Here is a 24021-nt window from a genome sequence, read left to right as displayed (position 1 = left end):
ATCGCCGGACACTGGTTTCCCCCGATGGCGCGCTAACGGATCTTACGAGTGGCGAGTTTGATTTGCTGCTGGTCTTTCTCGAGCATCCGCAACTTGTGCTGAACCGGGACCAGCTTCTCGATCTGGCGCATGGCCGGTCAAGCCAGGCCTATGACCGCAGCATCGATGTTCAGATCAGCCGGCTTCGCCGCAAGATCGAGGCTAATCCGCAGACCCCCGTTCTGATCAAGACGGTCCGGAACGAAGGGTATTTTTTCACCGCTACAGTCGCCGGTTTGCCCATGGCAGGAGGTGAGCAATAGCCCGCTACGAAAAGAAACGGCCGATGCGCATACCTTTCTGGTCCCGCCTGCGCCTTGCCCCGCGGATTGGCATTGTCATCGTCCTGACGCTGGTCGTGACAACGGCAACGGACAAGATCATGGGCATAGTGATCGGCATGCCCGACGTCCTGTTTTTCGAGAAGACCTGGCTGGTCGATAAAGTGGCCGAAACGGTGCAGCGCGCCGAGCAAACCGATAGGGACGATTGGGCTGTGGTACTGAAGACCCTGCCGGCGGCCCAATGGCTTGATTTCGTGGAGACTGCCGAGCCGCCGATAACCAATCACTGGGAGCAGGATGCATTCAGGATTTTCCGGGAAGACCTGGCCCGGCGCCTTGGTATCCCCGTTGATGATGTGCTTGTGCGGACAGTTGATACGGAGGGACCCGAGCGCGCCCTGACACCGATCGTGATCATACTCGAGAGCATCCCGATGTTGATCACCAATCTGATAGACGACGATACCGACAAGATGGTGGTCGAGCATATGCGCATCGCTGTCAGGCTTTCGTCTGGTGGCTGGCTCATGATCTCGCCCAAGAGCGATGGGCTGGAGGCTGCCCGTTTCGTCCGTAACCTGCTGGTGCCGATCGCGGCCATTCTGCTGATTTGCGGTCTGTCGGTTTGGGTGGCGCGCAGCATTGCGCGGCCGTTGACTGACCTGTCCGCCGCCGCGGAACGCCTTGGGCGGGATCGTGAGCCGACATTGCTGGGCAATTACGGGAGCCCGGAGCTGGAGGCTATCGCGGACTCCTTCAATGAGATGCAGCATGAACTGAAGCGCTTCGTCGATGATCGCCTGCAACTGGTTGCCGCGATTTCTCATGACCTGCGAACACCGCTGACGCGGCTCCGGCTCTTTGCGGAATACCTGCCGGATCAGGAACAGCGGCGCATGGTACTGGCCGATATCGGTGACATGGAGGCAATTGTCAGCTCGACCCTGACCTTTGCCAGTCATCAACTCAACAAGGAGACGCCCGAGACGGTCGACATCGCTGCGCTTCTGATCAGCATCTGCGACACGGCATCGGATGCTGGCTGTGCGGTTGTTTATGATGGCCCGGACCATGCCCGCATCACCTGTCAGCCGGTGTCGGTCCGCCGTGCTTTCACGAATCTGATCGATAACGGCTGCAAATACGCGAACTCCGTAAAAGTGACGCTCGGCGTTACGGCGGAGCTGGTACGGGTCAGGGTGTCGGATGATGGCCCGGGCATTCCCGCTGACCAGGTTGAGGCGGCTCTGCGTCCTTTTGTTCGGCTGGAAACATCGCGCAACCGTGACACCGGGGGGAGTGGTCTTGGTCTTGCCATCACCGATGAGGTGATCCGGTCCCACCATGGAGAGCTTGTATTCGCGCCAGCAGTGCCGCATGGCCTTGAGGTTACCGTGACATTACCGAGGTCGGCAGGCCGCTGACCGGCTGTTTATGAGTATGACGATCTGCTGAAAGACACCGTCCCTGCTGGTCTTCGGTAAGGCGCGGCTTTTGATGATCCGAGCGTCAAATCCCTGCGTGACCCCGGCTTTGGCGCAAGATCTGTAATTTTCGCTGCTTTTTATTGGAAAACCTGAACTTTGCGGGAGTGCTCCATAGTTTGAAAATCTTGCAAAAATCAGTGATTTTTGCGCTAATTAGCCAATCTGAAAGCGTTGGGATTCCGCCATATGGCGAATAATATCAGTGTCGCGCAAACCTTCGAGCGGCGCGGGACCTGCGTCCCGTTCAACACGAGGGAGGCTCTGCGCCACACGCGGGCGCGCGTTTATCAGCACGGCGGAGACAGGATACTGGAAGCGGTATTGCCGAGTTTCGGAGGCGGGCGCCGTGGCGAGCTGATGGTGGTGCCCTGGAAGGACCTGCCTGATTTTGTGCAGCTTTCGGACCGCGACAGGGAATTGCATGACGGTATTCCTGCGATCGTCGGCAAGCACGGCATTGATCCGTTGCAGGTGCGGGAGCTTCTCCACAAGGTGAATGCCGCCTATTCGGACGATCCGGATGTGAGGGCCAAGGCCCGCGCGCAGGCCCAGCAGGACAGTGAGGACAAGGAAGTTGTCCGGATGTCCTGTATCGCCCAACTGATGAAGGAATGCGGGATCGAACGGGGCGATCCGGTGATGGCGGGCGCAAATACGAAAACGCTGGTCGATCTGATGACCGCCGAAGAGTCGCGGGCGCATTTCGACCTTGAGATGCTGATTGACCGGGTTTTCCTGTTCGCCTCCCAGCGCAGCGGCGTGAGCATCGATAATGTGCGGGAGTGGCTGGAACCTCTGGTCGGCCTGATCACACCATTCGGAACCGTGAAGGGAACCCAGGCGGACCGTACGAACGGCCATCTGTTCCTGGAACATGTCAATCTGATGGAGTTCCGGAAGTCCGTCGCGGCCTATATGGAACAAAAGCCGGAAGAATACGGTGCGGCGGCGGAAGTACTGCTTGAAGTGGTGGATCAGACGATCCGGTATGTGGATGAGCGGATCGTCACGCTGGACTCTCTGCTCGGAAGTTTCGCTGATGTCTTTTCAAAGCAGGATTCGAACGTCTCCTATCTGATCAAGCTGCGCCGTGACGTTGCCTTCGCGCTTGATGGCTGGAACGACCTGATCGAGTACTGGACGGAGGCTGACGCACAAGACTGCAAAAAACCGGATTGCGTTGAAAACCGTGACAGAGCCGTTGCCTATATCATGAATTTCCTGCCGATCATCCCGCACCGGGAGCTCTATCCGGATGATGGTTTCGACAGTCAGGCCAGTATTGAGCGTGCCCGTGTGAAGATCGTCGCGGCGATGCATTCCTGGTCAACCGAGGCTCTGGATATCGAGCTGGCGCGCCGGGTCGAGAAAGGCCAGAAGAAAGAGCAAGAGGCCGGACGGCTTATTTCCTGAGCCTCACGAGAGCTCCTAACGTTTCCTCGATTGGGGAAGCACGACCAGAGCGACTCCGATTGCCGTCACCATGATGCCGCTACCGGCGACAAGCGTGATTTCCTCCCCGAAAGCGATATAGGCCATGACGGCCGCTGTCGGGGGTACGAGATAAAACAGGCTCGCCACCTTCGTGGCCTGACCATGCTTGATCAATGTCATCAGCAGCGAATAGGCCCCGAGTGAGACAACGAGAGATAGCCACAGATAGGCGCCAATGAAGGCGGGCTCGAAGACCAGGACCATGCTTTCAAACAGCGCGGCCCCGGTGAGAGTGACGAGAAAAGCGGTCGCGCATTGGATGGCACTTCCCGTGATCAGGTTCATGTCGGCCGCATAGCGCTTCTGATAGAGCGTCCCGATGCTGATCGAGGCGAGGGCCAGAACCGAAAGGCCGATACCGGTCATGCTGACGCCATCGACACTCATCCGGTCGGACAGAACCAGGACCATGCCAGCGAAACCGACAAAACAGCCCAGCCATTGCCGCCGTGTCGGCGGCTCGCCGAGAAAGAGGCCGGACGCAATGGCGGTCAGGACCGGCTGAAGCCCGGTGACGAGGGCGACCAGCGCGGAAGGCATGCCACTATGAATGGCGATGAAGATGCTCGAGAGATAAATTGCGTGCAGAAAGAAGCCAACAACGGCGATATCAAAGACACCGCGCGCGGTCTTTGGCCAGCGGGCACCGGTGATCAGCGCAATGGTAACGAAAATCGCCGTCACAAGGCCGAACCGGCTCGCCATGAAGGTAAGCGGCTCGACATGCGTCAGGCCGAACTTCGCGGCAATGAAGGCCGAACTCCAGAGCACGACAAAGATCACCGGAGAGGCGACCTGTACGAGTTTGTTCATTCAAGAAAGTCCGGGTGGGTTTCCAGGTAGCTGTCCGCAAGCTGCGTCCAGGGAAGAGCGTAGCCGTATTGCGTCTGCCTGGCGGAGATCGATGTCGGGTCGACCGGCTCTCCACCGGCTGCGAGCACGGCATGGTAGTTTTCGCCGATTTCCAGAAAGCGCTTTCGGGCTGTCAGGTCTCCTGCGTGCTCATTGGAAAGAGCCTGCTGCATTTCCATGACTGCGGCCAGGATTTCATCGGCGGTATTGTCTTCTATATAATAGCCGCACTCACCCAGGGCTTCCGCTGTTGCGCGCCGTGCAGCTACATGAGCATCGAGAAGCTCACGATAGCTGGCGATACGATGGCCATCGATCTTGCGATAAGTCTTGAAGAGCAGCTTGTCACGTTCGTTCATCCACATCCCGCATTGAAGAACGCCATTAACCTGGAGCTGCGGCACGCCCAGGACGCGGAAGACGGCTTCGGGGCCGGACGAGCAGGTAATCCCGAAATCAGCGCGGGCAATAAGCCCCGGGTCAAGCAGGGTCGAGTATCCGGGTTCTTTCCAGACCTCACGATAGTGAGGGTGCTTCAGGTCGAGCGGAATTGAATCGTCCACGCCGATGCGCAGAACCTTATAACCCTCTTCAATCAAATGCTCGACAGCCGGTTTATACGTCGCGATATCGGCCGCTCGAAAGCCATGCACTGTCAACTCGGGCAGAAAATTCAGATCGCGGACGTTCAGGACGATTATGCGATCGGTCGAGGAAATACCGAGTGCTTCGAGGAAATTGTTCGTCGCGTTTGTTACTTCCTGGCTGATGGGGAAGTGACGGGGGCGTCGGCCCGGCCTCATCAGGGCCTTGATATAGTCGTCGATCAGCCCCGTTGTGCCGCGTTGATTCCAGGTTAGTTGATTTGATCGCATAATACCGGCTCCGACTTGTCCCATTCGGCGGAAGGCGGTGTCGGTTGTTTCCACAAGATCAACAAAATTTTCCAGGATGGATCTGACGCCGAGGCTTAGTTGTGCTGAGGCTTTGTCGGGCGTGAGGATTACTAACCTGTTGTGGCCTTCTCCATAAAGCTCCCAGAAGGCATGAGGCTCCATGGCAAAGTGACCGATCCTCCATGCGAGCGGCAGGATATATAGGGCCGTCCGCCCTTTCTGTGCGAGATAGGGCGCAAGACTCTGAATCAGGCGGGTTACGTGTTCAGGGGCAAAGACGTTTCTGAGTTCTTCTTCGGTAAGAAGGAGGGGGGCGCTGGAAACTTCCATCACTCAGTATTCAGACGAGCAGAGAGCGGAATGTGTAATTCCAACCCACCTTTGCCCTGTTAAGCCACCGTTGTCCGTTAAGAGAATGTCCATGCGCTGACTTGCTTTTTGAGGCTTATTGTTCGTTTGGCTTAATGCAGCGAAGCATCGGGGGCAATGCAAAAGGTAAATGCGATAATCCGGATGAAGACTTCTCGCGACCGCACTCATTCAAGAAAATCTGGATGAGATCTCACGTAACTGTCCGCGAGTTGCGTCCAGGGTAAGGCATAGCCGTATTGGGTTTGACGGCGGGCAACGGATCTTCGATCTGCTGGGTGGCCGCTACTACCGAGGAAGGCCTGGTACTCTGCACCGATTTCCAGGAACCGCCGGTTTGCCGTTTCGTCGGGGCGATGTGCTCCGGAAAGCGAGGCTTCCATTTCGATCACAGCCTCAAGGATTTGACCGGCGGTGTTGTCCTCCACGGCAAATCCGCACCCCGCGACATTCTCTATATCGGAATAGAGGGCCACACCTTGCTCCAGCATCGAACGAAGGCGCGCCGGTTTGCCGTCATCGATTGTGACGTAGTTTTTGAAGACCAGTTTGTCGTGAGGGTTCATCCACATGCCTGACTGCAGGACGCCGTTAACCATGAGCTGCGGTGTTCCCAGAATGCGAAACACGGCTTCCGGGCCGGACGAGCAGGTGATGCCGAAGCGTGAGCGTGCGATAAGTCCCGGATCAAGAAAGTCCGTATAGTCCGGCTCTTTCCAGATATCGAGGTAGCGAGGGTGGGTGACCGGTGCCTCGACCGAACCCGTAAGACCGGTGCGCAGAACCCAGTATCCCTGATCAAGCAAGTAGCGGATTGCAGGCTCGTAGGTCGCTATATCTGCCGTGCGGTAGAAATGCGTATCCTGTTCAGGCAGAAAATTGCGGTCGCGAACGTTGAGAACGACAATTCGGTCACTCCCGGCGATACCTCGTTTCTCGCAAAATGCTCGCGTGGCCGATGATACTGTTTCCGGAACGGGGAAATGGTGCGGCTTTCGGCCATTGCTGTTGAGAAATTTAATGTAATCGTCGAGGAGACCGGCCGGACCACGCTGATACCAGGTGAGGGGGCTGACATTGAGCGTTCCCGCATCCATGTGGCCCATGAGCATGGTCTGATTATTTGTGGTCTCGGCGATTGTAATAAATGGCTCAATCACCGCACGGACACCCGCGCTGTGTGTGGCTAGGGATGCCGGGGGAATGACAATGATCTGGCGGTCGTGGGTTTCCCTGAAAAGCTCCCAGAGAGCATGGGGCTCCATCGCGAGATGTCCTATGCGCCATGCTAACGGCATGATGTGAACGACCGATGATCCATCCCGTGACAGATAGCCTGAGATCTCCTGCACAAAAGCGGCGACCCGTTCCGGGGCGAAAACCCGGAAGAGGTCGGTTTTGTGCGAAACCTGCTTGTTCTGTGCTTCCGTCACCGGCTGTATCCTATTTCAGCAAGGGCTCCAGCAATGCGCGCTGGGCTTCCAGCCATTCGAAAATCTCATCGAGAAGGTTATCGAGCGTTCGCTTCGGGTGCCAGTTGAAGGCATTAGAGACCTGACGGGCATCGGTGATGAACCAGGGGATATCGGCCGGGTTCGTCTCGGGATTACCGGTGATATTCAAGCTGCGCTCTGATCGGCTGGCGCAGGCGTCCGTCAGTGCTTTCAGAGAGAGTGCGTTGTCCGGTCCGCCGCCTACATTCCAGACATCTTTCAGTGCCAGCTCCGGCCTGTTGAGCTGGAGGGCGATCAGGTCATACAGATCATCCACGTGCAGTACGTCGCGGACCTGATGTCCCAAACCGCCGAAGCCGTTGTAGGACAGGGTGCCGCCATAGAGGTGGCGAGCTGCCCAGAGGCTCATGAAGCCCTGATCCACCTTGCCCATCTGCCATGGGCCCGCCAGCACGCCGCAGCGGTTGATGATGGCCTTCAATCCGAAGGCCGCACGATATTCCTCGATGAACTGCTCCGAGCTCAGCTTTGTCGTGCCGTAGAGGGAACGGTGACCGGCGAGCGGGAAGTCCTCGGCGATACCATGCCCGGACCATCCCGTACCGGTTGCGCCGGACGGTAGAACCAGGCGGTTATTCTCCGTTTCGAGAGGTAGCGCACGCAACGGGTCGATCGGGTAGACCCTGCTGGTTGAGAGGAACACGAAAGTGGCGTCGTGTGTCCGTGCTGCTTCCAGGCAGTTCAGAGTGCCGCGCAGGTTTGTATCGATCAGATAGGCCGGGGTTCCGCCATATCCTGCCTGGACGGATGGTTCGGCGGAGCATTCGATCAGCAGGTCCATCGGGCCGAGGGCCGCAATGTCATTCGGATCACGGATGTCGGCATGTTCGAACTGGACACCCGCCGCGCGCAGGCGCGGCAGGTTCAGCTCGCTGCCGCGGCGTTTCAGGTTGTCCGCGGCGATTACCCTCGCGTCTGGGTTGTCGCGTTTGAAGGCGAGGCAGAGGTTGGAGCCAACGAAGCCGGCGCCGCCGGTGACGAGAATGCGCATGTGTCTGACTGACGGTCCAAAGCCTGATCCTGATCCGGCTTAACGTAGCCTCGTGCGCGGAGCAAATGCTAATCGGAACAATTCATTCTCAAAATGCAATTGTATCCCACGATACGGAAACCTAAGATGCCGCAAACCGGCGCTTCAACGGACCGGTACAGGAAAAGAAATTGTATACAAAAACACAGGGAAGATACCGAGTTCATGAACGCAATTCCGAAGCGATCAGATTCCGAGCGATCTGGCCAAATTCAGTCCGTTGCGCGCGCCATCAGCGTCCTGAACGCGCTGGCTGCCGACGAAGACGGCATGACCCTTACACAAATTGCCCATACCGTGACATTACCGCCATCGACCGTGCACCGGTTGCTGACCACCTTGCAGCAGGAGCGCTATGTCCGGTTCGATACCGAACGCGGGGCCTGGCAGATTGGCGTGCAGTGTTTCGCCGTGGGGAACGCCTTCCTGCGCACGCGCGACCTGGTGGCGATTACCCGGCCCTATATGCGGCGTCTGATGGAGGAAAGCGGGGAGACGGTTAACCTGGCTGTCCGCGATCATGACGAAATGGTCTACCTGGCCCAGGTCGAATGCCGGGAAATGATGCGGGCATTCGCGAAGCCGGGCGCGCGCGTTCCCATTGCCGGATCGGCCGTTGGCAAGACCCTGCTGGCCCGGTTACGGACGGACGATGTTTCAAAGCTGCTGACGCGGATCGGCTCCGAGCACAAGACCCGCCGCACCATTGATGCCTTGCCGCGGATGGAGCAGGAGTTGGCAAGGGTTCGCGAGGTTGAGTACGCCATCGATAACGAGGAGCATTCGGTGGGGCTGCGATGTGTCGCCTCCGCCGTCTTCGGCCATCACAGCGAGCCGCTTGCCGCTATTTCCATTTCCGGGCCGACGGCGCGGATCACGGATGAAAGGATCGACAAGCTCGGCAAGATCGTCTGCTCAGTTGCCCGGGAAGCAACGGCGGCGCTCGGCGGGATCTGGCCTCAGACGAATGCATAACAGCCGAATGGGTAAGCCGCTTCCGGATGCGGTTCCGTCCTTAATCGTACTCTTCTGAATAGAACCGCTGATCCATGGACAATGCCGGCTGGGCGCAGCCGGCATTGCCGACCACTTTTGCCGGAACACCAGCGACGGTGGTGTTCTTTGCAACGTTCTTGAGCACGACGGAGCCTGCACCGACGCGGGAGCATTCACCGACTTCGATATTGCCGAGCACGGTTGCCCCGGCGCCGATCATGGTGCCGCGCCGGATTTTCGGATGACGGTCGCCGGTTTCCTTGCCTGTACCGCCCAGCGTTACGCCATGCAGCAGGGAGACACCATCTTCGACAACAGCGGTCTCGCCGATCACCACGCCGGTGCCGTGATCGACCATGATGCCCTTGCCGATGCGGGCGGCGGGGTGAATATCGACACCGAAAACGCTGTTGATCCGGCTCTGGAAATATTTTGCCAGGAAGGTCCGGTCATGACCCCAGAGCCAATGGCCGATCCGGTAAGCCTGCAAGGCGTTGAAGCCCTTGAAATAGAGGAACGGCTCCAGATAGCTGGTGCAGGCCGGGTCGCGGTCATAGGTGGCGGAGAGATCCGCGCGGGCCGACTCGCCGATGGAGGCGTCGGACAGCATCGCATTGTGCACGACCTGATAGACGGAGAGATCGCTCATCTCCGTGCCGCCGATCTTCTGCGAGATCAGATAGGCCAGCGCATCTTCGAAGCTGCGCTGATCCAGAACGCTGGCATGCATCCAGCTCGCCAAAGCGGATTCCTTTTTCGCCCATTCGGCCGCATCGGTGAGCATAGAGCTCCAGACCGGATCGACGACTGCCTTCGGCTTCGGATTGGCATCCACCATTCTGTCCTCCCGCCGCTTTCCGGCGTCCGTGGAAGCCGTCGCCCCTCAGGAGCGACGGTCGCGTGTTCAGGTAAGGTAGGGATCCCGTTTTGGGAAGCAATATCCAACCTTACGCATGGATATCATGCCAAAATTGCAAGATAGATGGCAAATCCGTAAGCGGCGGCAAGGGAGCCAAGCAACCCGAGCGCCAGATACCAGGTGAAAACGCTGCCGCGTACCAGGGCAAACACCGCCATCGAGGCCGGAATACTGGTGATCCCGCCGGCAATCATGAAGCCGAGACCGGCGGCGGGCGTCATGCCCAGATCCATCAACCCGCCGACCAGAGGAATGGCAGCATAGCCGTTCAGATAGCTGGGCACGCCGACCAGGATCGCGGCCGGAATTGTCCACCATTCATCGCCGCCGAGATAGGTCGCCACCTGTTCCGCCGGAACATAGGCCACCATCAGGCTTTCCAGGGTGAAGGCGAGGGTCAGCCATTTCAGCAGGAAAAGACCGGACCTCCTGGCTTCACCGGTGAAGGTTTCCCGGCGTTCCGTGTCCTTCCAGAAACCCCAGACGATCTTCTCTGTCTTCAAGGCGTTGGAGCTGCCACAGCCGCATGATTTGACCAGATCGGGACGCAAGGCATCCTTGAAGGCACCTCCCTTGACCAGCAGGTGCGTGCCGAAACCGGCGGCGGCACCGATGGTGAAGGCGGCCGCCAGTTTCGCGAAGGTGAACTCCATGCCCATCACAGGCGTCATCAGGATGAACATTTCCGGGTCCATTAGCGGCGAGGCAAGCCAGAAGGCCATGACCGGGGCCAGCGGAACCCCGGCAACGAGCAGGCCGGCGATGATCGGCACCACACCGCATGAACAGAAGGGTGAAAGGGAGCCGAAGGCGGCCGCCAGCAGGATGGCCTGCGTCGCGTTGCCCGAAAAGGCCCGGCCGATCTGGTGATCGAGCCCGCTGGCCCGGGCGAATGCCGCGACGACGACAGAAAGAACAATGAAGGGGCCGACATGCAGGAGGGACTCGAAGGTGAAGATCGCACTTTTCACCACCTGATCGGGCACGAGAAGGGCGAGTGCGACAAATATAAGCGTGGTTGCGATCCAGACCCGGTCGATCCGGCCTAAGCGGAGCGAGAGGGTGCGTGTCAGGTCTGCTGTTGCCATAATTCTTCCGATCCTTCCGGAAATATCGAACTATTTGATCAAAAAACTCACACGTCCTGCGTCTCGTCCAGCTGCACCACGTCAAGGCCACTGCAACATTCGGCGCAGAGATAAGATACCAGGGCATCGGCCAGCTCGAAATTAGCCGTGCAGCGGAGCACCCGGCCCTCCCGTTCCTGCTTTGCCAGTCCGGCCCAGACAAGATGCGAGATGTGATGGGAGAGGGTGGATTTCGGGATATTCAGATGTTTTTGAATATCCCCCACGGTCACTCCCTCAGGTCCCGCCTTGATCAGCAGGCGAAAGGCTTCGAGGCGATGCGGGTTGCCAAGTTCCGACAGGCATTTCGATGCGGTTTCTATGTCCATATTGAGAAAATATGCCCGGTAACCGGCTTCGTCAACGATAATTCTAGATTTATCGAACTATTGTGATTTTGCACTGTCACAGAGCTTTCATGGAGCGCTGCCTTGCCCGCGCCTGAAAGCGGGCCGACAATGCGGCCGTCAATTCGCTGATTTTATGTGAGGGTTTCCATGGCGCGGCCACGTTTTCTGTTTGTCCTTTTTGACGGTTTGCGCCGCGACATGGTGCGGCCCGATACCGCGCCGGCAATTCATGGCTTCCGACAGTCCTGGACCGATTTTCCGAACAGCGCCTCGGTTTTCCCGGTGGAGACGCGGGTGCAGGTCTCCAGCTTCGTGACGGGGGCCTTCCCGGGGCCGGCCGCGCAGCATCCGGTGGGCGACGGTGTACGGCCGGGCCATGGCATCATGGGGAATACCTTTTACGATCCCGCGCTTGGCCTCGATGGCCCGATGGATACTTCGGACGATGCCAAAATGGCCGAGGCCGCACGCCGCTACGGACGGCTGCAGGGCGCCCGTAACACGGGTGAGATCCTGCATGAGGCAGGCCTGAAATACGGGGTCGTGACCACGGGCAAGATCGGCAATGCGCGATTGCTCAATCTTAATGCGGCGGCGCAGGATCAGCCGGTCTTCTCTATCTGGGGGGCCGATATCTCCAGCCCGGCCGCCGATTTCGACGGTGTGGTCGCGCGGCACGGACCGGTGCCCGAACAGCAATTGCCGAATGTGGCCGTGCAGAATTATGCCGCGACAGTGCTGCTCGAGGAATTCATCCCGAAGCATGATGCGGACATCCAGGTGATCTGGTTCAACGAGCCGGATCTGAGCTTCCACTACAAGGAAATTGGCTCACCTGACTCCCTGGCCGCGATCAAGGCTGTCGACGATGCGTTCCAGCGCATTCTTGACTGGTGGGAGGCAGAGGGCCGGGAAGACGGCTGGCAGATCATCGCGGCGTCCGACCATGGTCAGATCACGGCAACGGGGCAGATAAACGTCGCCGAAGAACTCACCAAAGCCGGTTTCAGGGTCGGCAAGGTGATCGGCCCGGACGTGGATGTCGTGGTGAAGCGCAGCTATGCGGGCGGCATCAGCATCCGGGACCGCGATCCTGCCGTGACCGAGAAGGTGTTCCACTGGCTTATCGAGCAGGACTGGTGCGGGTTGGTGTTCAGCCGGGCTGACTTGCCGGGGGCGCTGCCGATGAGCGCGATCAACGTCGCGAATGAGCGTGCTCCGGATCTCTACATGGTTCTGCGGACCTCTGATGGCGCAAACGCGCACGGCTATCCGGGGCTTTGCTATGTCGATAACGGGGATATCCCGGATGGCGGCGGTATGCATGGCGGGCTGCACCAGCATGAGATCAACAATCTGCTGACGGCCGGTGGCGATCTGTTCCGGCAGGATCACATCGTCGAGACGCCGACAGGCCTGGTCGACGTCCTGCCGACCATGCTGGCCGCGCTTGACGTCGAGGCGCCGGAAAGCACGACAGGGCGGGTGCTCGCCGAAGCTTTCCGCATCGAAGCACCGGCGCCGTTCTGGAAAGAAATGCTGATCCGGGCGGAACATGGCGGTTTTGCCCAGGAACTCCGGGTGGCCCAGATCGAAGGCGTTCCGAACCATTATCTGCGTGGCGGCCGGCGCACCGCCTGATTTCAGGCGGTGGCGTCGTTCTGCCGGATGGCGCGGTGCATCAGCAGCTCGAAACGCAGGATCAGCGCGAAACAGGCGGCGGTCAGGCCGACCGCCAGCCCCATCCAGACACCGGCGCCCTGCAATCCGTAACTGAAGGCGAGATAGGCGCCGGCCGAAAAACCGAGCACCCAATAGCCGAGGAAGGCCAGGATTGCCGGGATCGTGGTGTCTTTCAGGCCGCGCAGATTACCGGCGGCCACGGCTTGTCCCGCATCGACAATCTGGAACACCGCGGCAACCCGGATGAAGTCGATGGCAAAGGCAATGGCGACGGCATTCTCCGGATCATCCAGACGGAGGTAGAAGCCGACAATGGGCGCGGTCGCGAACCAGAAGGCAAGCGCGGTCAGCGTGGCGATACCGACGCCGACGAAGGTTGAGATCCGGCCAGCCAGCAAGGCGTCGGGCAGGCGGGCCCGGCCCATCGCAAGTCCAACCCGGATGGTCGCGGCCTGACTGACGCCGAGGGGTATCATGAAGGCGATGGAGGTGCACTGGATGGCTACGGCATGTGCCGCCAGCTGGTCCGGTCCGAACAGGCCGACCATGAAGGCGCTGGCAGCAAACAGGCTTGCTTCGGCGAGCACGGTCAGACCGATCGGAATGCCGATTTTCATGATCTCGACATAGCGTGCCCAGTCCGGGCGCCAGAACCTGCCGAACAGGTTGTAGCGGCGGAACTGCCGGTCGGTAACCACGAACAGGGTCTGTGCAAACAGCATGAAAGCCTGCACGATGACGGTTGCAACCGCAGCGCCTTCCAGACCGAGAGCTGGAGCTCCGAAATTCCCGAAAATCAGCGCGTAGTCGGCGACCGCGTTCACACCGATGGCGAGCAGCAGGATGATCAGGGAGGAGCGCGGCCGGGAATGGGCCGTGACCAGGTTGCGCAGCACCGTGAAGCACATCAGCGGCAGCAATCCCCACTTCGCCCAGTCGACATAGCCGATGGCCATTGCGGCAAGCTTGGGATCCTGGCCGGTGAGCAGCATCACGCGCTCTCCGTTCCAGAGAAAGACCAGGCAGGGAATGCAGAGCGTGATCGCGACCCAGAAGCCCTGGCGCAGGGTGCGGCGTACACCACGCAGCCTGATGGCGCCGATCTCGTGACTGAACATGGCGGCGGTCGCGGCCAGCAGGCCGATGCCGAAGAATGTCAGGGGGAAGATCAGGGAGGTTGCCAGGGTCGCCGCCGCCAACTCGTCCGGGCCGAGCCAGCCGATCATGATCACATCGACGGTGGTCAGGGCGATTGTGGCGAGCTGGGTCAGAACCAGCGGCCAGGCGAGTTTGAAGGTGGCGGCCAGTTCATGGCGCCAGGGAATGCAGGCAGATCGGGAATGAATAACAGACATGAAAACAGCTCAGGCTCAAAAGGAAGCAAACATGGATGACTGCGCGGGCCGGAGGGCCAGCTAGGCGGTCATTCGTTCCGTTAGAGCCTGCAAATGCGTTTCCATGAGGTGTCTTTAGACCGCATGGGCTGGAGGGTCAAGGCGAACCCGGAAGGGCTCGCCTTGCGCCCTTATTTGTTGAGAAAATTCAATGGTAAGCCGGGGCGGGGCCAGTCCACCGCAGCCAGCTGTCCGGCCCATGAAAGCGTGAGATACGCGGTTTTCAGATCGGACCCGCCAAAACAGATGTTGGTTGTATAGGGATCGCCGGTCTCGAAAAATTCGACCGTGCCGCCATCCGGACGGGCAACGGTGATGCCGCCGGTCATCAGGGTGGCGACACAGATATTGCCGTTGGCCTCTACCGCGAGTGAGTCGAAACGCCGCCACCCGGCCTCGGCATTGACCAGGACACCACCATTTATCGATGGCGGGAAGCCCATCTTGGAAACCTCTCCCTCGCCGGTGATCGGGTAGGACCAGAGCCGGCCGCTTTCCGTTTCGGCGACATAGAGCGTTTTCTCGTCCGGGCTGAGGCCGATCCCGTTCGGGGTCATGAAGGGCTGGATGACTTCCTTGATCAGACTGCCGTCCGTTTTCGCGTAATAGATGGCGCCGCGATCCATGTCCCGGGCACGGACCTTGCCGAGATCGGTGAACCAGAAACCGCCATTCCGGTCGAAAACGATGTCGTTCGGGCCTTTCAGTTGATACCCGTTGCAGCTGTCGTAAAGCCGCTCGACCTTGCCGGTCTTCAGGTCTATCCGCTCAATGCGTCCCGTCTCGTAATCCGCCGATTGCGCGACTGGCCGCATGTTTCCGGTCTGGGCTCCGCGCTCGAAGGCGAAGCCGCCATTGTTGCAGACATAGCAGAGCCCGTCCGGCCCGATGGCCGCACCGTTCGGGCCTCCGCCCGGCTCTGCCACGATTTCCTTTGTGCCGTCCGGAAAGACGCGCGTCAGCGTGCCGCGCCCGATCTCGACAAGCACCACGGAGCCGTCCGGCATGGCGATCGGCCCTTCCGGAAACATCAATCCGTCAGTGATGACCCTGATTTTTGACACGTGTACTTCCTTCCCCAACACTTGTTATGGTTTTGGAAGGGAGTATCGGTCAGTGCCGACTGGCCTTGCAATCAGGCAAATACACTTCTTCCGACAGGAACCACATCATGACACTGGAAACCGCGTTCGCTTTTGCGCTTGGCATGGTCATCCTGATGCTGACGCCCGGGCCATCCATGCTGACGACCATTGCCAAGTCTCTTGCCTCCGGGTTCTGGACGGGGTTCCAGTACAATCTCGGTGTCTGTATCGGGGACCTGATCTTCCTGATGCTGGCGATCTTCGGACTGCAGATCATTGCCGAGTTGCTCGGCGATATATTCATCGTCGTGAAATTCGTCGGGGCGGCCTACTTGCTCTGGCTCGGCACGAAATTGTGGCTGGCCAAGCCGGAACCCCTGGATGCCCGGCCGCAGGCATCGAAAGGCATGTTCCGGGAAATCATGGCGGGCGTCCTGATCACGCTGGGAAACCCGAAAGTGATCCTGTTTTACGGAGCGCTGTTGCCGACCTTTGTCGATCTTGAACTGCTGACCGCGCCGGATATTACCATCCTTGCCGCCATCGTCGTCTCGGCGGTTCTGCTGGTGAATAACTTTTACGGATTCATGGCCGCCAGGGCGCGCCGGATCTTCCGCTCAGGCCGGGCGGTGAAGGTGCTGAACAGAAGCGCGGGAAGCGCGATGATCGGCGCCGGACTTTATATCGTCACCCGCTGACGGGTCGGTGTCCGGAGTTTCGGTCACGCGTGACGGCGGCAGAAGGAACGATACGGCCGAACCACCTGCGGGAGGGTTCGTGATTTCGAGTGTGCCGCCATGCATTTCCGCCAGGATTTTGCAGATCGGCAGGCTGAGCCCGGTACCGTGGAAACGGCGCTCATCAAGTTCATGGGATACGGCGAGGGGAATGAGCAGACGCTCGATTTCCGCTTCGGGGATCGTGTTGCCGCTATCGTGTACCGTGAAGGACGCGGTGCCGCCCGGGGAGACGGAGAAAGTCAGCTCTACCCGTCCGTCCTCGGGGGTGTGGCTGAGCGCGTTTTCCAGCAGTTTGGAGAGCAGCGTGCCGGTAAGTTGTGCATCGAGATTGAGCACATAGCCGGGCGTCGGATGATTGACAATCAGACGCACGCCTTTGTTGCGCGACAGGGACGCGGCGGTGTCTTCCGCGCGCCGCAAAATCATCTCGACCTTGACCGGGGCAAAAACAGGCTCGACTTCGCCGCCTTCCAGCCGGGTCAGATCCAGAACATTCTCGATCAGATGCAGCAGGTGCCGTGCCGCCTGGTTGATGTTACCGGCATAGCTGAGATAGCGGTGGATCGTGTCGGGGCCGAACCGCTGGCTGCTGACAATCTCGGAGAACCCGACGATTGAGTTCAGAGGGGTACGGAGTTCCTCGATCACGCGCCCGACGAAATCGGATTTGGACTGGTGCGCGCGTTCGGCCTTGAGGCGCAGCCGGGTCAAATCGCTTTCCGTTTTCGTCTGCCGCAATTGCAGGGAATTATAGGCGGAAACGACCTGACCGATCTGATCCCGGCTATCCCAGTCGATCGGAATACGCGCGCCGCTCTCCCGCTGGATGCGGATGGCTGTCAGCATCTTGTCGAGCGGTTGGCTCACCGTTGTCCGTAATACGAGATGCGCGGCGACGGAGGCCGCTGCAAGCAGGGCGGCGCCAAGCAGGGTGATGCAGAACAGGGTATATGTCAGCCGCTCTATGGCCGGCTCTTCGCTCATGCTGATGATGAGTGTGCCAACCCTGTTGAAGCTGTTTTCACCTATATGATTGATGGCGACAGTGCGGGTCAGGGAGCCCTTGGGGGCGGGCATCTGGCCATATTGGTTCAACGCGGCGCCAGTATTGTCGAGCACCGCGATGGTGGCGACATCCCGGTCAGCAATGGTTTGCGCTACAAGCAGCCCGATCCGGTCGTTCCGGCCTTCCGCCACCGCTTCGCCCATCAGCAGGGATTGCCGGGAAATCAGGGTGTCGAGCTTGGACTCGAGGCTGCTGAGGGCTTCCCGATAAGCGACCGTGCCGTAGATGGAAATCAGGATTGTGAAAATCACCAGGATGATCGGCACAAAGCGCGTGAGGTAGCGCGCACTGATCGATGTCAGGCGAACGCTTTCCAGGGTACGGTGCTGATGGGAGGGCGGATTACTCATTCAGGGCTGCCGCCGGGATCGGCTTGATGACGGGCCATGTGCGGTCTGCAATGGCGATGTTCTTGTCCAGCTCAGATTTCCACAAGGTCTGGGTGGCCCTGTCCAGCTGCAGATAGAGCTTGCCCTCGACGACCATGAAGACTTCCGGATCACCGTCGAACTTCTGGCCAACGGCAACGCCGTAAGCGCAAAAACCGCCATAGTTAGCTTCATAGAGCCGCGGCTCCTGAAGAAACTCCTCGCGATGGGCCTCGCTGGTGAAATAATAAGTGGCACCGCCATGCTCGGTGGAAATACCCGATTTCCCGCGTACCGCCTGATTGTCCGAAAAATAAGACACGGGATCGTAACCGCGCAGGGCGAGCCCGTTATCGTCCAGGTTTTGATCGGGTGAGGCACCGAACGCCTGTGCGCAACAGAACAGGGCCGCGAAAACAAACGCGGTTATGAAAGGCGCAATCCGGGGATTCCGGCGGGTTATGCTCTGGCTTCGATACATCATTGGGGCTCGCGAATTATTATCAAAATCAGTATCCGGAAAATGTCTTACCAATTCCTAAACATTTGTTCCGTCTCCGGGTTACGGAACAGGATTTGTTCCGACACGGCGGCTGGTACGTGTCGTCGAATTGGCTAGGATGCCCTCGAAATGCTAATCCGTCGTAAACGACACTCAACAGGAGCAAAAAAATGGCAAGGCCGACACGGGTGGAAATTACTGAGGTCGGACCGCGGGACGGCCTTCAGGCGGAGCAAAAATTCGTTCCGACCGAGCTGAAGATCAAGCTTATCAATGATCTGGTCGATGCCGGCGTCAAGCGCATGGAGTTCTCCTCTTTCGTCTCGCCGCGCGCCGTGCCGCAGCTGGCGGACGTGCTGGATGTCCTGAATGGCGTTGACCGGTCCAAGGGCGCTGTGATGGCCGCTCTGGTGCCGAACGTGAAGGGCGCGATCCGCGCCGCCGAGGCCGGTGTTGACGAGATGATCGTCTTTGTCTCTGCCTCCGAGAGCCACAACAAGAAGAACGTGAACCGGACCGTTGACGAGTCGCTCGCCGGTTTCGCCCAGGTGGCGAAGATAGCGGAGGAAGCGAAGATCCCGGTCTCCGCCGCGATTGCGACCTCCTTCGGATGTCCGTTCGAGGGGAATGTCCCGGCCGAGCGGCTTGGTTATGTGGCCAAGCATTTCGTCGATTTCGGCTTCAAGGGCGTTGCGCTCGGCGATACCACGGGTATGGCGACGCCGCCGCTGGTGACCCGCAATGTGCGGTATCTGAAAGAGCATGTGCCGAGCCTGCCGATCCATCTGCATTTCCACAACACACGCGGCATTGGTCTGGTGAACGTGGTGGCCGGGCTTGATGAAGGCGTCACTCATTTCGACAGCTCCTTCGGCGGCGCCGGCGGTTGCCCGTTCGCACCGAAGGCGACCGGAAACATCTGCACCGAGGATCTGGTCTATCTGATGAACGAAATGGGTATCGAAACCGGCATCGATCTCGGCAAACTGATGAAGATCGCCAATATTGTGGAAGAGGCGCTGGAGCATCCGCTGCCGGGGCAGGTGATGAAGGCCGGGCCGAGGCTCGACCTGCATGACATGGGGGATGTGCAGACGGCGGTGGGCTGATCCCATGCCGCTTTCCGACATTAGGGTTATCGACCTGACGCGCATTCTGGCCGGGCCGTTCTGCACGCAAATGCTGGCGGATATGGGCGCGGACGTTATCAAGATCGAACCGCCCGCCGGTGATCCGGTGCGCGGCCAGGGGATTATCCGTGACGGGGTGAGCTGGTATTTCGCCCAGTTCAACCGGAACAAAAAATCGGTGGTTCTCGATCTCTATACGGACGAGGGGAAAGAGACCCTCGCCCGTCTGATCGAGGGCGCTGACGTGCTGGTGGAAAATTACCGGCCGGGTGTGCTGGACAAGATGGGGTTCGATCAGGCGCGTCTCGATGCGCTGAACCCCGATCTGGTCGTCACCAGCGTCAACGGATATGGCTCCACGGGGCCCTATGTCGACCGGCCTTCCTTCGATTTCATCGCCCAGGCCATGAGCGGGTTCATGAGCGTGAACGGTGCGGATGGCGGCGATCCGATGCGGGCTGCGCCGCCGATGAGCGACCTGATCGCGGGCCTCTATGCCGCGTTCGGCACGCTTGCCGCGCTGCATGCCCGGAAGAGGATCGGCAAGGGGCAGCGGGTGGAATCCTCCCTTACTGGCGGCCTGATCAGCATGCTGGGGTATCTTTCCGCGGAATATTTCGCCACCGGCGAGGTGCCGAAGCGGACAGGCAACGATCATCCGATCGTGGCGCCCTACGGTCTGTTCACCGCATCCGATGGCCAGGTCGCCGTGGCCCCGTCGAATGATGCGTTCGTCGTCCGGTTTCTTGAATGCATCGGGCTCGGAAACTTGCTGGAGCAGCCGGATTACGCGACGAACGAGCGCCGGGTGCGGAACCGTCCAGCCCTGAACGAGCATATCAATGCACGGATGTCGGAACAGCCGGTCGATCACTGGATCGAGGCGATCAACAAGGCGGGCTGCCCGTGTGGCCGGGTGATGGACCTGCAGGAAGTGTTCACCGACCCGCAGGTGCTGGCACAGGATCTGGTCTTGGATGTGCCGCAGCCGGATGGTACGACCATCCGCATGACCGGGTTCCCGGTCAAACTCTCGGACACGCCTGCACAGCTGCGTCATCCTGTCCCGTCTCTCGGCGGCGATACGGATCAGGTGCTGGCGTCGCTGAGACCATCGGTCAAGAAAACAGGATAAATCAGGTATGAGTGATCGGAAGGGGCTGTTCAATACGTCAGCCTATGGCGGGCCGGGCTGGTCCGGACGGGAACGCACCCATCGCGAGGAGATCGGCGATCTCTGGGCGCCGTCGGGTATCGATACAGAATGGGCGCCGCTGAAAAGCGTGATCATGCATCGCCCGGGTGCCGAGCTGGATATCTCCCACAACGACCCGGACGCCGTGCAGATGCTGGCGCCGGTGGATCTCGGCCTGGCCCGTGCCCAGCATGACGGGATCGCGGAAGCCTACCGGGCGAACGGTGTCGAGGTGCATTACGTCGACCCGCCCGTAACCCCGACGCCGAACCAGATGTTCTGTGCCGATCTGTTCGTGATGACGCCGGAAGGTGCCATTCTGGCTCGCCCGGCATCGACGGTGCGGGCAGGCGAGGAGCGTCTGATCGCACGGCGGCTGGCCGATATGGGCGTGCCGATCCTGCGCACCCTGCGCGGCACGGCTCTGTTCGAGGGCGCGGATGCGATGTGGCTTGATCCGGAGACGGTGATGGTCGGCATGGGACAGCGTACCAATGCCGAGGCCGTGGCCCAGATCGACGAGGCGCTGATCGAGATGGGCGTAGAGGTGCTGCCGGTCGACATGCCGTTCGGCTGCATGCATTTCATGGGGCTGCTGCGGATCGTCGACAAGGATCTCGCTGTCTGCTGGTGGCGCCGCACGCCGCACGCCACGGTGCGGGCGCTGGAAGAGCGCGGTTATCAGATCGTCTGGCTGCCGGAAGGCCCGGATCTTGAGCTGAACCGGGCGATGAACATCGTTACCCTGGCGCCGCGCAAGATCTTGATGTGTGCCGGATACGACAGCGTGCAGAAGACCTATGAGGATGCCGGGATCGAATGCGTGACGGTTGATTGCTCGGAGCTGGTGAAAGCCGCCGGGGCAATGGGTTGCCTCACCGGTGTGGTTCACCGCGAGGCGGTTTCCTGACGCCTTAACGGCAAAGGCCGCGTTGCTCAGAAGTCGGTGACGCGGCCTTTATGTTCCCAATCGCCAAACCGGGTCGGCTCGGGCCCGTCATAGCCGCCGATCTCTTCGCTGTCCGGAATGCCCTTGGTCTCCGGTTTCAGTTGCGGCGGTGTGACGAAGGTCCCCGCATCAACGGCTTTCGGTGCCCTGTCCGGTGACGGTTTCGTGCCGCTGACGGTGACTTGCGTGAAGGTGCGTTTGGTCTCGCTCATGGCGCATATATGCCCCTTCGGAAGCGCCGCGCCAAGTCTTGATACGTTCTCCGCGATGCCCACTTAACATTCGTTCCGGCCGTGTTGCCGGATGAACGGGAATCTTCAAGAGGGATCGATGGGTTACGCACGCACCGCTTTGCTTCTGGCCGGAATGACGGCGCTGTTTCTCGGCGTCGGCTACATGCTTGGCGGCGAGGCGGGAATGATGATCGCGCTGGTCTTCGCGGCCGGCATGAATCTCTTCACCTACTGGAATGCCGACAAGATGGTGCTCGGCATGTATGGCGCGCGGGAAATCAGCCGCGCCGACCTGCCCTGGTTCCATGACATGATCCAGCACCTGGCGGAACGGGCGGAATTGCCGATGCCGAAGGTCTATCTGATCGAACAGGATCAGCCGAACGCCTTCGCCACCGGGCGCAATCCGGAAAACGCGGCGGTGGCCGCGACGCGCGGCCTGCTGGAGCGGATGAACCGGGAAGAGGTCGCGGGCGTGATGGCGCATGAGCTGGCGCATGTGAAGAACCGCGATACCCTGATCATGACCATTACGGCGACTATCGCCGGTGCCATCTCCATGCTGGCGAATTTCGCGCTGTTCTTCGGCAACAACCGGAACAATCCGCTCGGGCTGATCGGCACGCTGGCGATGATGTTCCTGGCGCCGATGGCGGCCATGCTGGTGCAGATGGCGATCAGCCGGTCACGGGAATACGAGGCCGACCGGATCGGTGCGGAAATCTGCGGCCGTCCGCTGTGGCTCGCATCTGCTCTGGGCAAGCTGGAGAAGGGCGCGGCGGCAATCGACAATCACGCCGCTGAACGGAACCCGGCGACCGCGCATATGTTCATCATCAACCCGTTGCACGCCAATGCCGTGGACAGCCTGTTCTCCACCCATCCGAACACGCAGAACCGGATCGCCGCCCTGCAGCGGATGGCGGGTGCGGCAAATACAGGCAGAGGGCCGTGGGGTTAATCCTCTTCTGTGCCGGATTGTTCCGTCACGTGGCCGGACAACTCGTCCAACAGGCGCATGACTTCCCTGGAAGCCTCTCCGGCATCCCAGATCAGCCGGATCGCCCCATCCATATCGCCTGACATGAAGGTTTCGGCGGCGGCAATGCCCGCACGATGAACCTCCTTGTGCGGGCCGATGAGGGCGGTCCAGGCGGGATGTCCCGTAAGCTGCGGATCTGTCTGGGCATCGTACCATTTGCCAAGTCTGCAGCTATGGTGATCCGCCAGCTCGTCGGGCTTGAGAAAGGCGCGCCCGGCAAGCATCTGGGCGAGGCGGCGCATCCAGATCATATGGTCCGACTTCGCGGCATGGATCGTCGCGTTCGGTGCCCCTTCCTGAACATATGCATCGATACTCGTCGAGATGATCGGCGCGGTCCGTTCGAGAGAGTCGATCGCAGCGTCGATCAGCGACACATTCTCGGCACTCATCCGGGCGATAACGCCGACGCCGCCGGCGATTTCCTCGGTTGCGGACTGCTGCTCGATCAGAATGCCGGAAATCTCCTCCATGCGGTCGGTAACGGAGGTGATGCCGCCAGCGAGGCGTTCCATTTCCGATCCCGCCGTCTCGATGGATTGCCGGCCGGTATCGACCGTTTCCGCGCCAGACTTCATGACGGTGACAATCGTGTCCATCTCCGACCGGAGCTCGGTGATGCGTGAGCGGATATCGTCCGTGGCTTCGGCCGTCTGGTTGGCGAGGGTCTTGACCTCGCCCGCGACCACGGCAAAGCCCTTGCCGGCTTCTCCTGCCCGGGCGGCCTCGATCGTGGCGTTCAGGGCCAGCAGGTTGGTTTGTTTGGCGATGGCTTCGATGGTGGAGACAATCTGGCCGATCCGGTTCGAGGCTTCGGCCAGGGCGCTGACCTTTTCGACAGCCGAATGCACGACCTCGAAGACCGCGCCCATGGCGGAAACCGCGCTGGCGGCGGCCTGCTTCCCTGTATCGGACACGGCGACGGCTTCCTGAGCTTCCGCCGCGGCGGATTCAGAGGTCGCGGTGATACTGTTTACGGTGGCCGAAAGCTCTTCGACCGCGGAGGCAATCGACTGGGTGCGGGAATCGACCTCTCTGACGGAGCGGGTCATTTCGGCAACCTGGCGCACGCTGTCATTCGCGGTCACAGACATCTCGACCCATTGCTTGAGCTGTCCTTCGGCATCTTGCGAGTGGCTCTGGAAGGAAGCGAGAACCTCAGCCGTTCTATCGCCAAGATAAGGTTCAAGCAGGTCCGCGTTCCGGGTCAGCAGGGCGTCGATAAAGGAGTCCGGCACAAGCACGATGTCGTCGAGGGCAATGGGTTCGGTCAAAGC

The 24021-nt window shown here is 60.0% G+C and carries 23 protein-coding genes; 10 read left to right on the top strand and 13 right to left on the bottom strand.

The window, feature by feature from the left end; translation table 11 throughout:
* From AAC126_RS04985 to AAC126_RS04975, 3 genes are all read left to right on the top strand, one after another.
* On the top strand, window positions 1-302 hold a 302-nt coding region (locus AAC126_RS04985), incomplete at its 5' end, for a winged helix-turn-helix domain-containing protein (protein WP_339850638.1).
* Between the two features lie 23 nt (window positions 303-325).
* Window positions 326-1747: an ATP-binding protein gene (locus AAC126_RS04980; RefSeq protein WP_339850636.1), complete on the top strand. Its 1422-nt coding sequence runs from the start codon at window positions 326-328 to the stop codon at window positions 1745-1747.
* A gap of 249 nt (window positions 1748-1996) precedes the next feature.
* Window positions 1997-3223, top strand: a complete 1227-nt coding sequence (locus AAC126_RS04975) for a hypothetical protein (protein ID WP_339850635.1) — start codon at window positions 1997-1999, stop codon at window positions 3221-3223.
* A gap of 15 nt (window positions 3224-3238) precedes the next feature.
* On the opposite strand, the gene AAC126_RS04970 is transcribed toward AAC126_RS04975, so the two are convergent.
* The 4 genes from AAC126_RS04970 to AAC126_RS04955 form a co-directional block, all read right to left on the bottom strand.
* A complete protein-coding gene (locus tag AAC126_RS04970; protein ID WP_339850634.1) occupies window positions 3239-4117 on the bottom strand; it encodes a DMT family transporter in 879 nt (292 codons plus the stop codon).
* The gene (locus AAC126_RS04965) at window positions 4114-5382 is read right to left on the bottom strand and encodes a TIGR04372 family glycosyltransferase (RefSeq protein WP_339850632.1); all 1269 of its coding nucleotides are present in this window, start codon (window positions 5380-5382) and stop codon (window positions 4114-4116) included. The genes AAC126_RS04970 and AAC126_RS04965 overlap by 4 nt, the downstream gene beginning before the upstream one ends.
* Before the next feature lie 206 nt (window positions 5383-5588).
* Entirely contained in the window at window positions 5589-6854 is a 1266-nt protein-coding gene (locus AAC126_RS04960; protein WP_339850631.1) for a TIGR04372 family glycosyltransferase, read from the bottom strand.
* Between the two features lie 10 nt (window positions 6855-6864).
* A complete protein-coding gene (locus AAC126_RS04955; RefSeq protein WP_339850629.1) occupies window positions 6865-7926 on the bottom strand; it encodes an NAD-dependent epimerase/dehydratase family protein in 1062 nt (353 codons plus the stop codon).
* Between the two features lie 204 nt (window positions 7927-8130).
* Here AAC126_RS04955 and AAC126_RS04950 point away from each other — a divergent pair, with 204 nt between their 5' ends.
* The gene (locus AAC126_RS04950) at window positions 8131-8940 is read left to right on the top strand and encodes an IclR family transcriptional regulator C-terminal domain-containing protein (RefSeq protein ID WP_339850628.1); all 810 of its coding nucleotides are present in this window, start codon (window positions 8131-8133) and stop codon (window positions 8938-8940) included.
* A 40-nt stretch (window positions 8941-8980) separates the two neighbouring features.
* Here AAC126_RS04950 and cysE read toward each other — a convergent pair whose 3' ends face one another.
* The 3 genes from cysE to AAC126_RS04935 all read right to left on the bottom strand — a co-directional run bounded on the left by cysE (window position 8981) and on the right by AAC126_RS04935 (window position 11336).
* Complete coding sequence (cysE, locus tag AAC126_RS04945; protein WP_339850627.1) at window positions 8981-9799, bottom strand: serine O-acetyltransferase; 819 nt, start codon at window positions 9797-9799, stop codon at window positions 8981-8983.
* A 122-nt stretch (window positions 9800-9921) separates the two neighbouring features.
* Window positions 9922-10968, bottom strand: coding sequence for a permease (locus AAC126_RS04940; protein ID WP_339850626.1), 1047 nt, complete (start codon window positions 10966-10968; stop codon window positions 9922-9924).
* A 47-nt stretch (window positions 10969-11015) separates the two neighbouring features.
* Window positions 11016-11336 carry a helix-turn-helix domain-containing protein gene (locus AAC126_RS04935; RefSeq protein ID WP_339850625.1) on the bottom strand — a complete coding sequence of 107 codons (321 nt, stop codon included), beginning with the start codon at window positions 11334-11336 and terminating at the stop codon, window positions 11016-11018.
* A 168-nt stretch (window positions 11337-11504) separates the two neighbouring features.
* Between AAC126_RS04935 and AAC126_RS04930 the strand changes: the two genes are divergently transcribed.
* On the top strand, window positions 11505-12998 hold the full coding sequence (locus AAC126_RS04930) for an alkaline phosphatase family protein (protein WP_339850624.1): 1494 nt from the start codon (window positions 11505-11507) through the stop codon (window positions 12996-12998).
* A gap of 2 nt (window positions 12999-13000) precedes the next feature.
* Here the strand turns inward: AAC126_RS04930 and AAC126_RS04925 are convergent, their stop codons facing one another.
* Window positions 13001-14395: an MATE family efflux transporter gene (locus AAC126_RS04925; protein WP_339850622.1), complete on the bottom strand. Its 1395-nt coding sequence runs from the start codon at window positions 14393-14395 to the stop codon at window positions 13001-13003.
* Between the two features lie 170 nt (window positions 14396-14565).
* On the bottom strand, window positions 14566-15498 hold the full coding sequence (locus AAC126_RS04920) for an SMP-30/gluconolactonase/LRE family protein (protein ID WP_339850620.1): 933 nt from the start codon (window positions 15496-15498) through the stop codon (window positions 14566-14568).
* A gap of 107 nt (window positions 15499-15605) precedes the next feature.
* Between AAC126_RS04920 and AAC126_RS04915 the strand changes: the two genes are divergently transcribed.
* Window positions 15606-16217, top strand: a complete 612-nt coding sequence (locus AAC126_RS04915) for a LysE family translocator (protein ID WP_339850619.1) — start codon at window positions 15606-15608, stop codon at window positions 16215-16217.
* Here the strand turns inward: AAC126_RS04915 and AAC126_RS04910 are convergent.
* On the bottom strand, window positions 16137-17675 hold the full coding sequence (locus tag AAC126_RS04910) for a HAMP domain-containing sensor histidine kinase (RefSeq protein ID WP_339850617.1): 1539 nt from the start codon (window positions 17673-17675) through the stop codon (window positions 16137-16139). The two genes, AAC126_RS04915 and AAC126_RS04910, sit on opposite strands and share 81 nt — an antisense overlap.
* Window positions 17668-18177, bottom strand: coding sequence for a YHS domain-containing (seleno)protein (locus tag AAC126_RS04905; RefSeq protein ID WP_339850616.1), 510 nt, complete (start codon window positions 18175-18177; stop codon window positions 17668-17670). The genes AAC126_RS04910 and AAC126_RS04905 overlap by 8 nt, the downstream gene beginning before the upstream one ends.
* Before the next feature lie 188 nt (window positions 18178-18365).
* Here AAC126_RS04905 and AAC126_RS04900 point away from each other — a divergent pair, with 188 nt between their 5' ends.
* The 3 genes from AAC126_RS04900 to AAC126_RS04890 are packed head-to-tail and all read left to right on the top strand — an operon-like array spanning window position 18366 to window position 21430.
* Window positions 18366-19304: a hydroxymethylglutaryl-CoA lyase gene (locus AAC126_RS04900; RefSeq protein WP_339850614.1), complete on the top strand. Its 939-nt coding sequence runs from the start codon at window positions 18366-18368 to the stop codon at window positions 19302-19304.
* Window positions 19305-19308: 4 nt separating this feature from the next.
* A complete protein-coding gene (locus tag AAC126_RS04895; protein ID WP_339850613.1) occupies window positions 19309-20460 on the top strand; it encodes a CoA transferase in 1152 nt (383 codons plus the stop codon).
* Window positions 20461-20467: 7 nt separating this feature from the next.
* Window positions 20468-21430, top strand: coding sequence for an arginine deiminase family protein (locus AAC126_RS04890; protein ID WP_339850611.1), 963 nt, complete (start codon window positions 20468-20470; stop codon window positions 21428-21430).
* 26 nt (window positions 21431-21456) lie between these two features.
* On the opposite strand, the gene AAC126_RS04885 is transcribed toward AAC126_RS04890, so the two are convergent.
* Window positions 21457-21681, bottom strand: coding sequence for a DUF1674 domain-containing protein (locus AAC126_RS04885; RefSeq protein ID WP_339850610.1), 225 nt, complete (start codon window positions 21679-21681; stop codon window positions 21457-21459).
* A gap of 118 nt (window positions 21682-21799) precedes the next feature.
* On the opposite strand from AAC126_RS04885, the gene htpX reads away from it, so the two are divergent.
* On the top strand, window positions 21800-22663 hold the full coding sequence (htpX, locus tag AAC126_RS04880; RefSeq protein ID WP_339850609.1) for a zinc metalloprotease HtpX: 864 nt from the start codon (window positions 21800-21802) through the stop codon (window positions 22661-22663).
* Here the strand turns inward: htpX and AAC126_RS04875 are convergent.
* The gene (locus tag AAC126_RS04875; protein ID WP_339850608.1) at window positions 22660-24018 is read right to left on the bottom strand and encodes a methyl-accepting chemotaxis protein; all 1359 of its coding nucleotides are present in this window, start codon (window positions 24016-24018) and stop codon (window positions 22660-22662) included. The genes htpX and AAC126_RS04875 overlap by 4 nt on opposite strands.
* Window positions 24019-24021: the final 3 nt, after the last annotated feature.

The sequence above is a fragment of the uncultured Nisaea sp. genome, from assembly GCF_963974195.1.
Lineage (GTDB): Bacteria > Pseudomonadota > Alphaproteobacteria > Thalassobaculales > Thalassobaculaceae > Nisaea.
Note: the sequence above shows the minus strand (reverse complement) of the source record. Positions and strands in the feature narration are given on the sequence as shown.

Coding starts and splice junctions, on each gene's coding strand:
- AAC126_RS04885 (WP_339850610.1), bottom strand. CDS start 21,681: ATGAGCGAGACCAAACGCACCTTCACGCAAGTCACCGTCAGCGGCACG.
- AAC126_RS04930 (WP_339850624.1), top strand. CDS start 11,505: ATGGCGCGGCCACGTTTTCTGTTTGTCCTTTTTGACGGTTTGCGCCGC.
- AAC126_RS04940 (WP_339850626.1), bottom strand. CDS start 10,968: ATGGCAACAGCAGACCTGACACGCACCCTCTCGCTCCGCTTAGGCCGG.
- cysE (WP_339850627.1), bottom strand. CDS start 9,799: ATGGTGGATGCCAATCCGAAGCCGAAGGCAGTCGTCGATCCGGTCTGG.
- AAC126_RS04980 (WP_339850636.1), top strand. CDS start 326: ATGCGCATACCTTTCTGGTCCCGCCTGCGCCTTGCCCCGCGGATTGGC.
- AAC126_RS04935 (WP_339850625.1), bottom strand. CDS start 11,336: ATGGACATAGAAACCGCATCGAAATGCCTGTCGGAACTTGGCAACCCG.
- AAC126_RS04900 (WP_339850614.1), top strand. CDS start 18,366: ATGGCAAGGCCGACACGGGTGGAAATTACTGAGGTCGGACCGCGGGAC.
- AAC126_RS04955 (WP_339850629.1), bottom strand. CDS start 7,926: ATGCGCATTCTCGTCACCGGCGGCGCCGGCTTCGTTGGCTCCAACCTC.
- AAC126_RS04975 (WP_339850635.1), top strand. CDS start 1,997: ATGGCGAATAATATCAGTGTCGCGCAAACCTTCGAGCGGCGCGGGACC.
- AAC126_RS04905 (WP_339850616.1), bottom strand. CDS start 18,177: ATGATGTATCGAAGCCAGAGCATAACCCGCCGGAATCCCCGGATTGCG.
- AAC126_RS04915 (WP_339850619.1), top strand. CDS start 15,606: ATGACACTGGAAACCGCGTTCGCTTTTGCGCTTGGCATGGTCATCCTG.
- AAC126_RS04950 (WP_339850628.1), top strand. CDS start 8,131: ATGAACGCAATTCCGAAGCGATCAGATTCCGAGCGATCTGGCCAAATT.
- AAC126_RS04895 (WP_339850613.1), top strand. CDS start 19,309: ATGCCGCTTTCCGACATTAGGGTTATCGACCTGACGCGCATTCTGGCC.
- AAC126_RS04910 (WP_339850617.1), bottom strand. CDS start 17,675: ATGAGTAATCCGCCCTCCCATCAGCACCGTACCCTGGAAAGCGTTCGC.
- AAC126_RS04970 (WP_339850634.1), bottom strand. CDS start 4,117: ATGAACAAACTCGTACAGGTCGCCTCTCCGGTGATCTTTGTCGTGCTC.
- AAC126_RS04965 (WP_339850632.1), bottom strand. CDS start 5,382: ATGGAAGTTTCCAGCGCCCCCCTCCTTCTTACCGAAGAAGAACTCAGA.
- AAC126_RS04890 (WP_339850611.1), top strand. CDS start 20,468: ATGAGTGATCGGAAGGGGCTGTTCAATACGTCAGCCTATGGCGGGCCG.
- htpX (WP_339850609.1), top strand. CDS start 21,800: ATGGGTTACGCACGCACCGCTTTGCTTCTGGCCGGAATGACGGCGCTG.
- AAC126_RS04925 (WP_339850622.1), bottom strand. CDS start 14,395: ATGTCTGTTATTCATTCCCGATCTGCCTGCATTCCCTGGCGCCATGAA.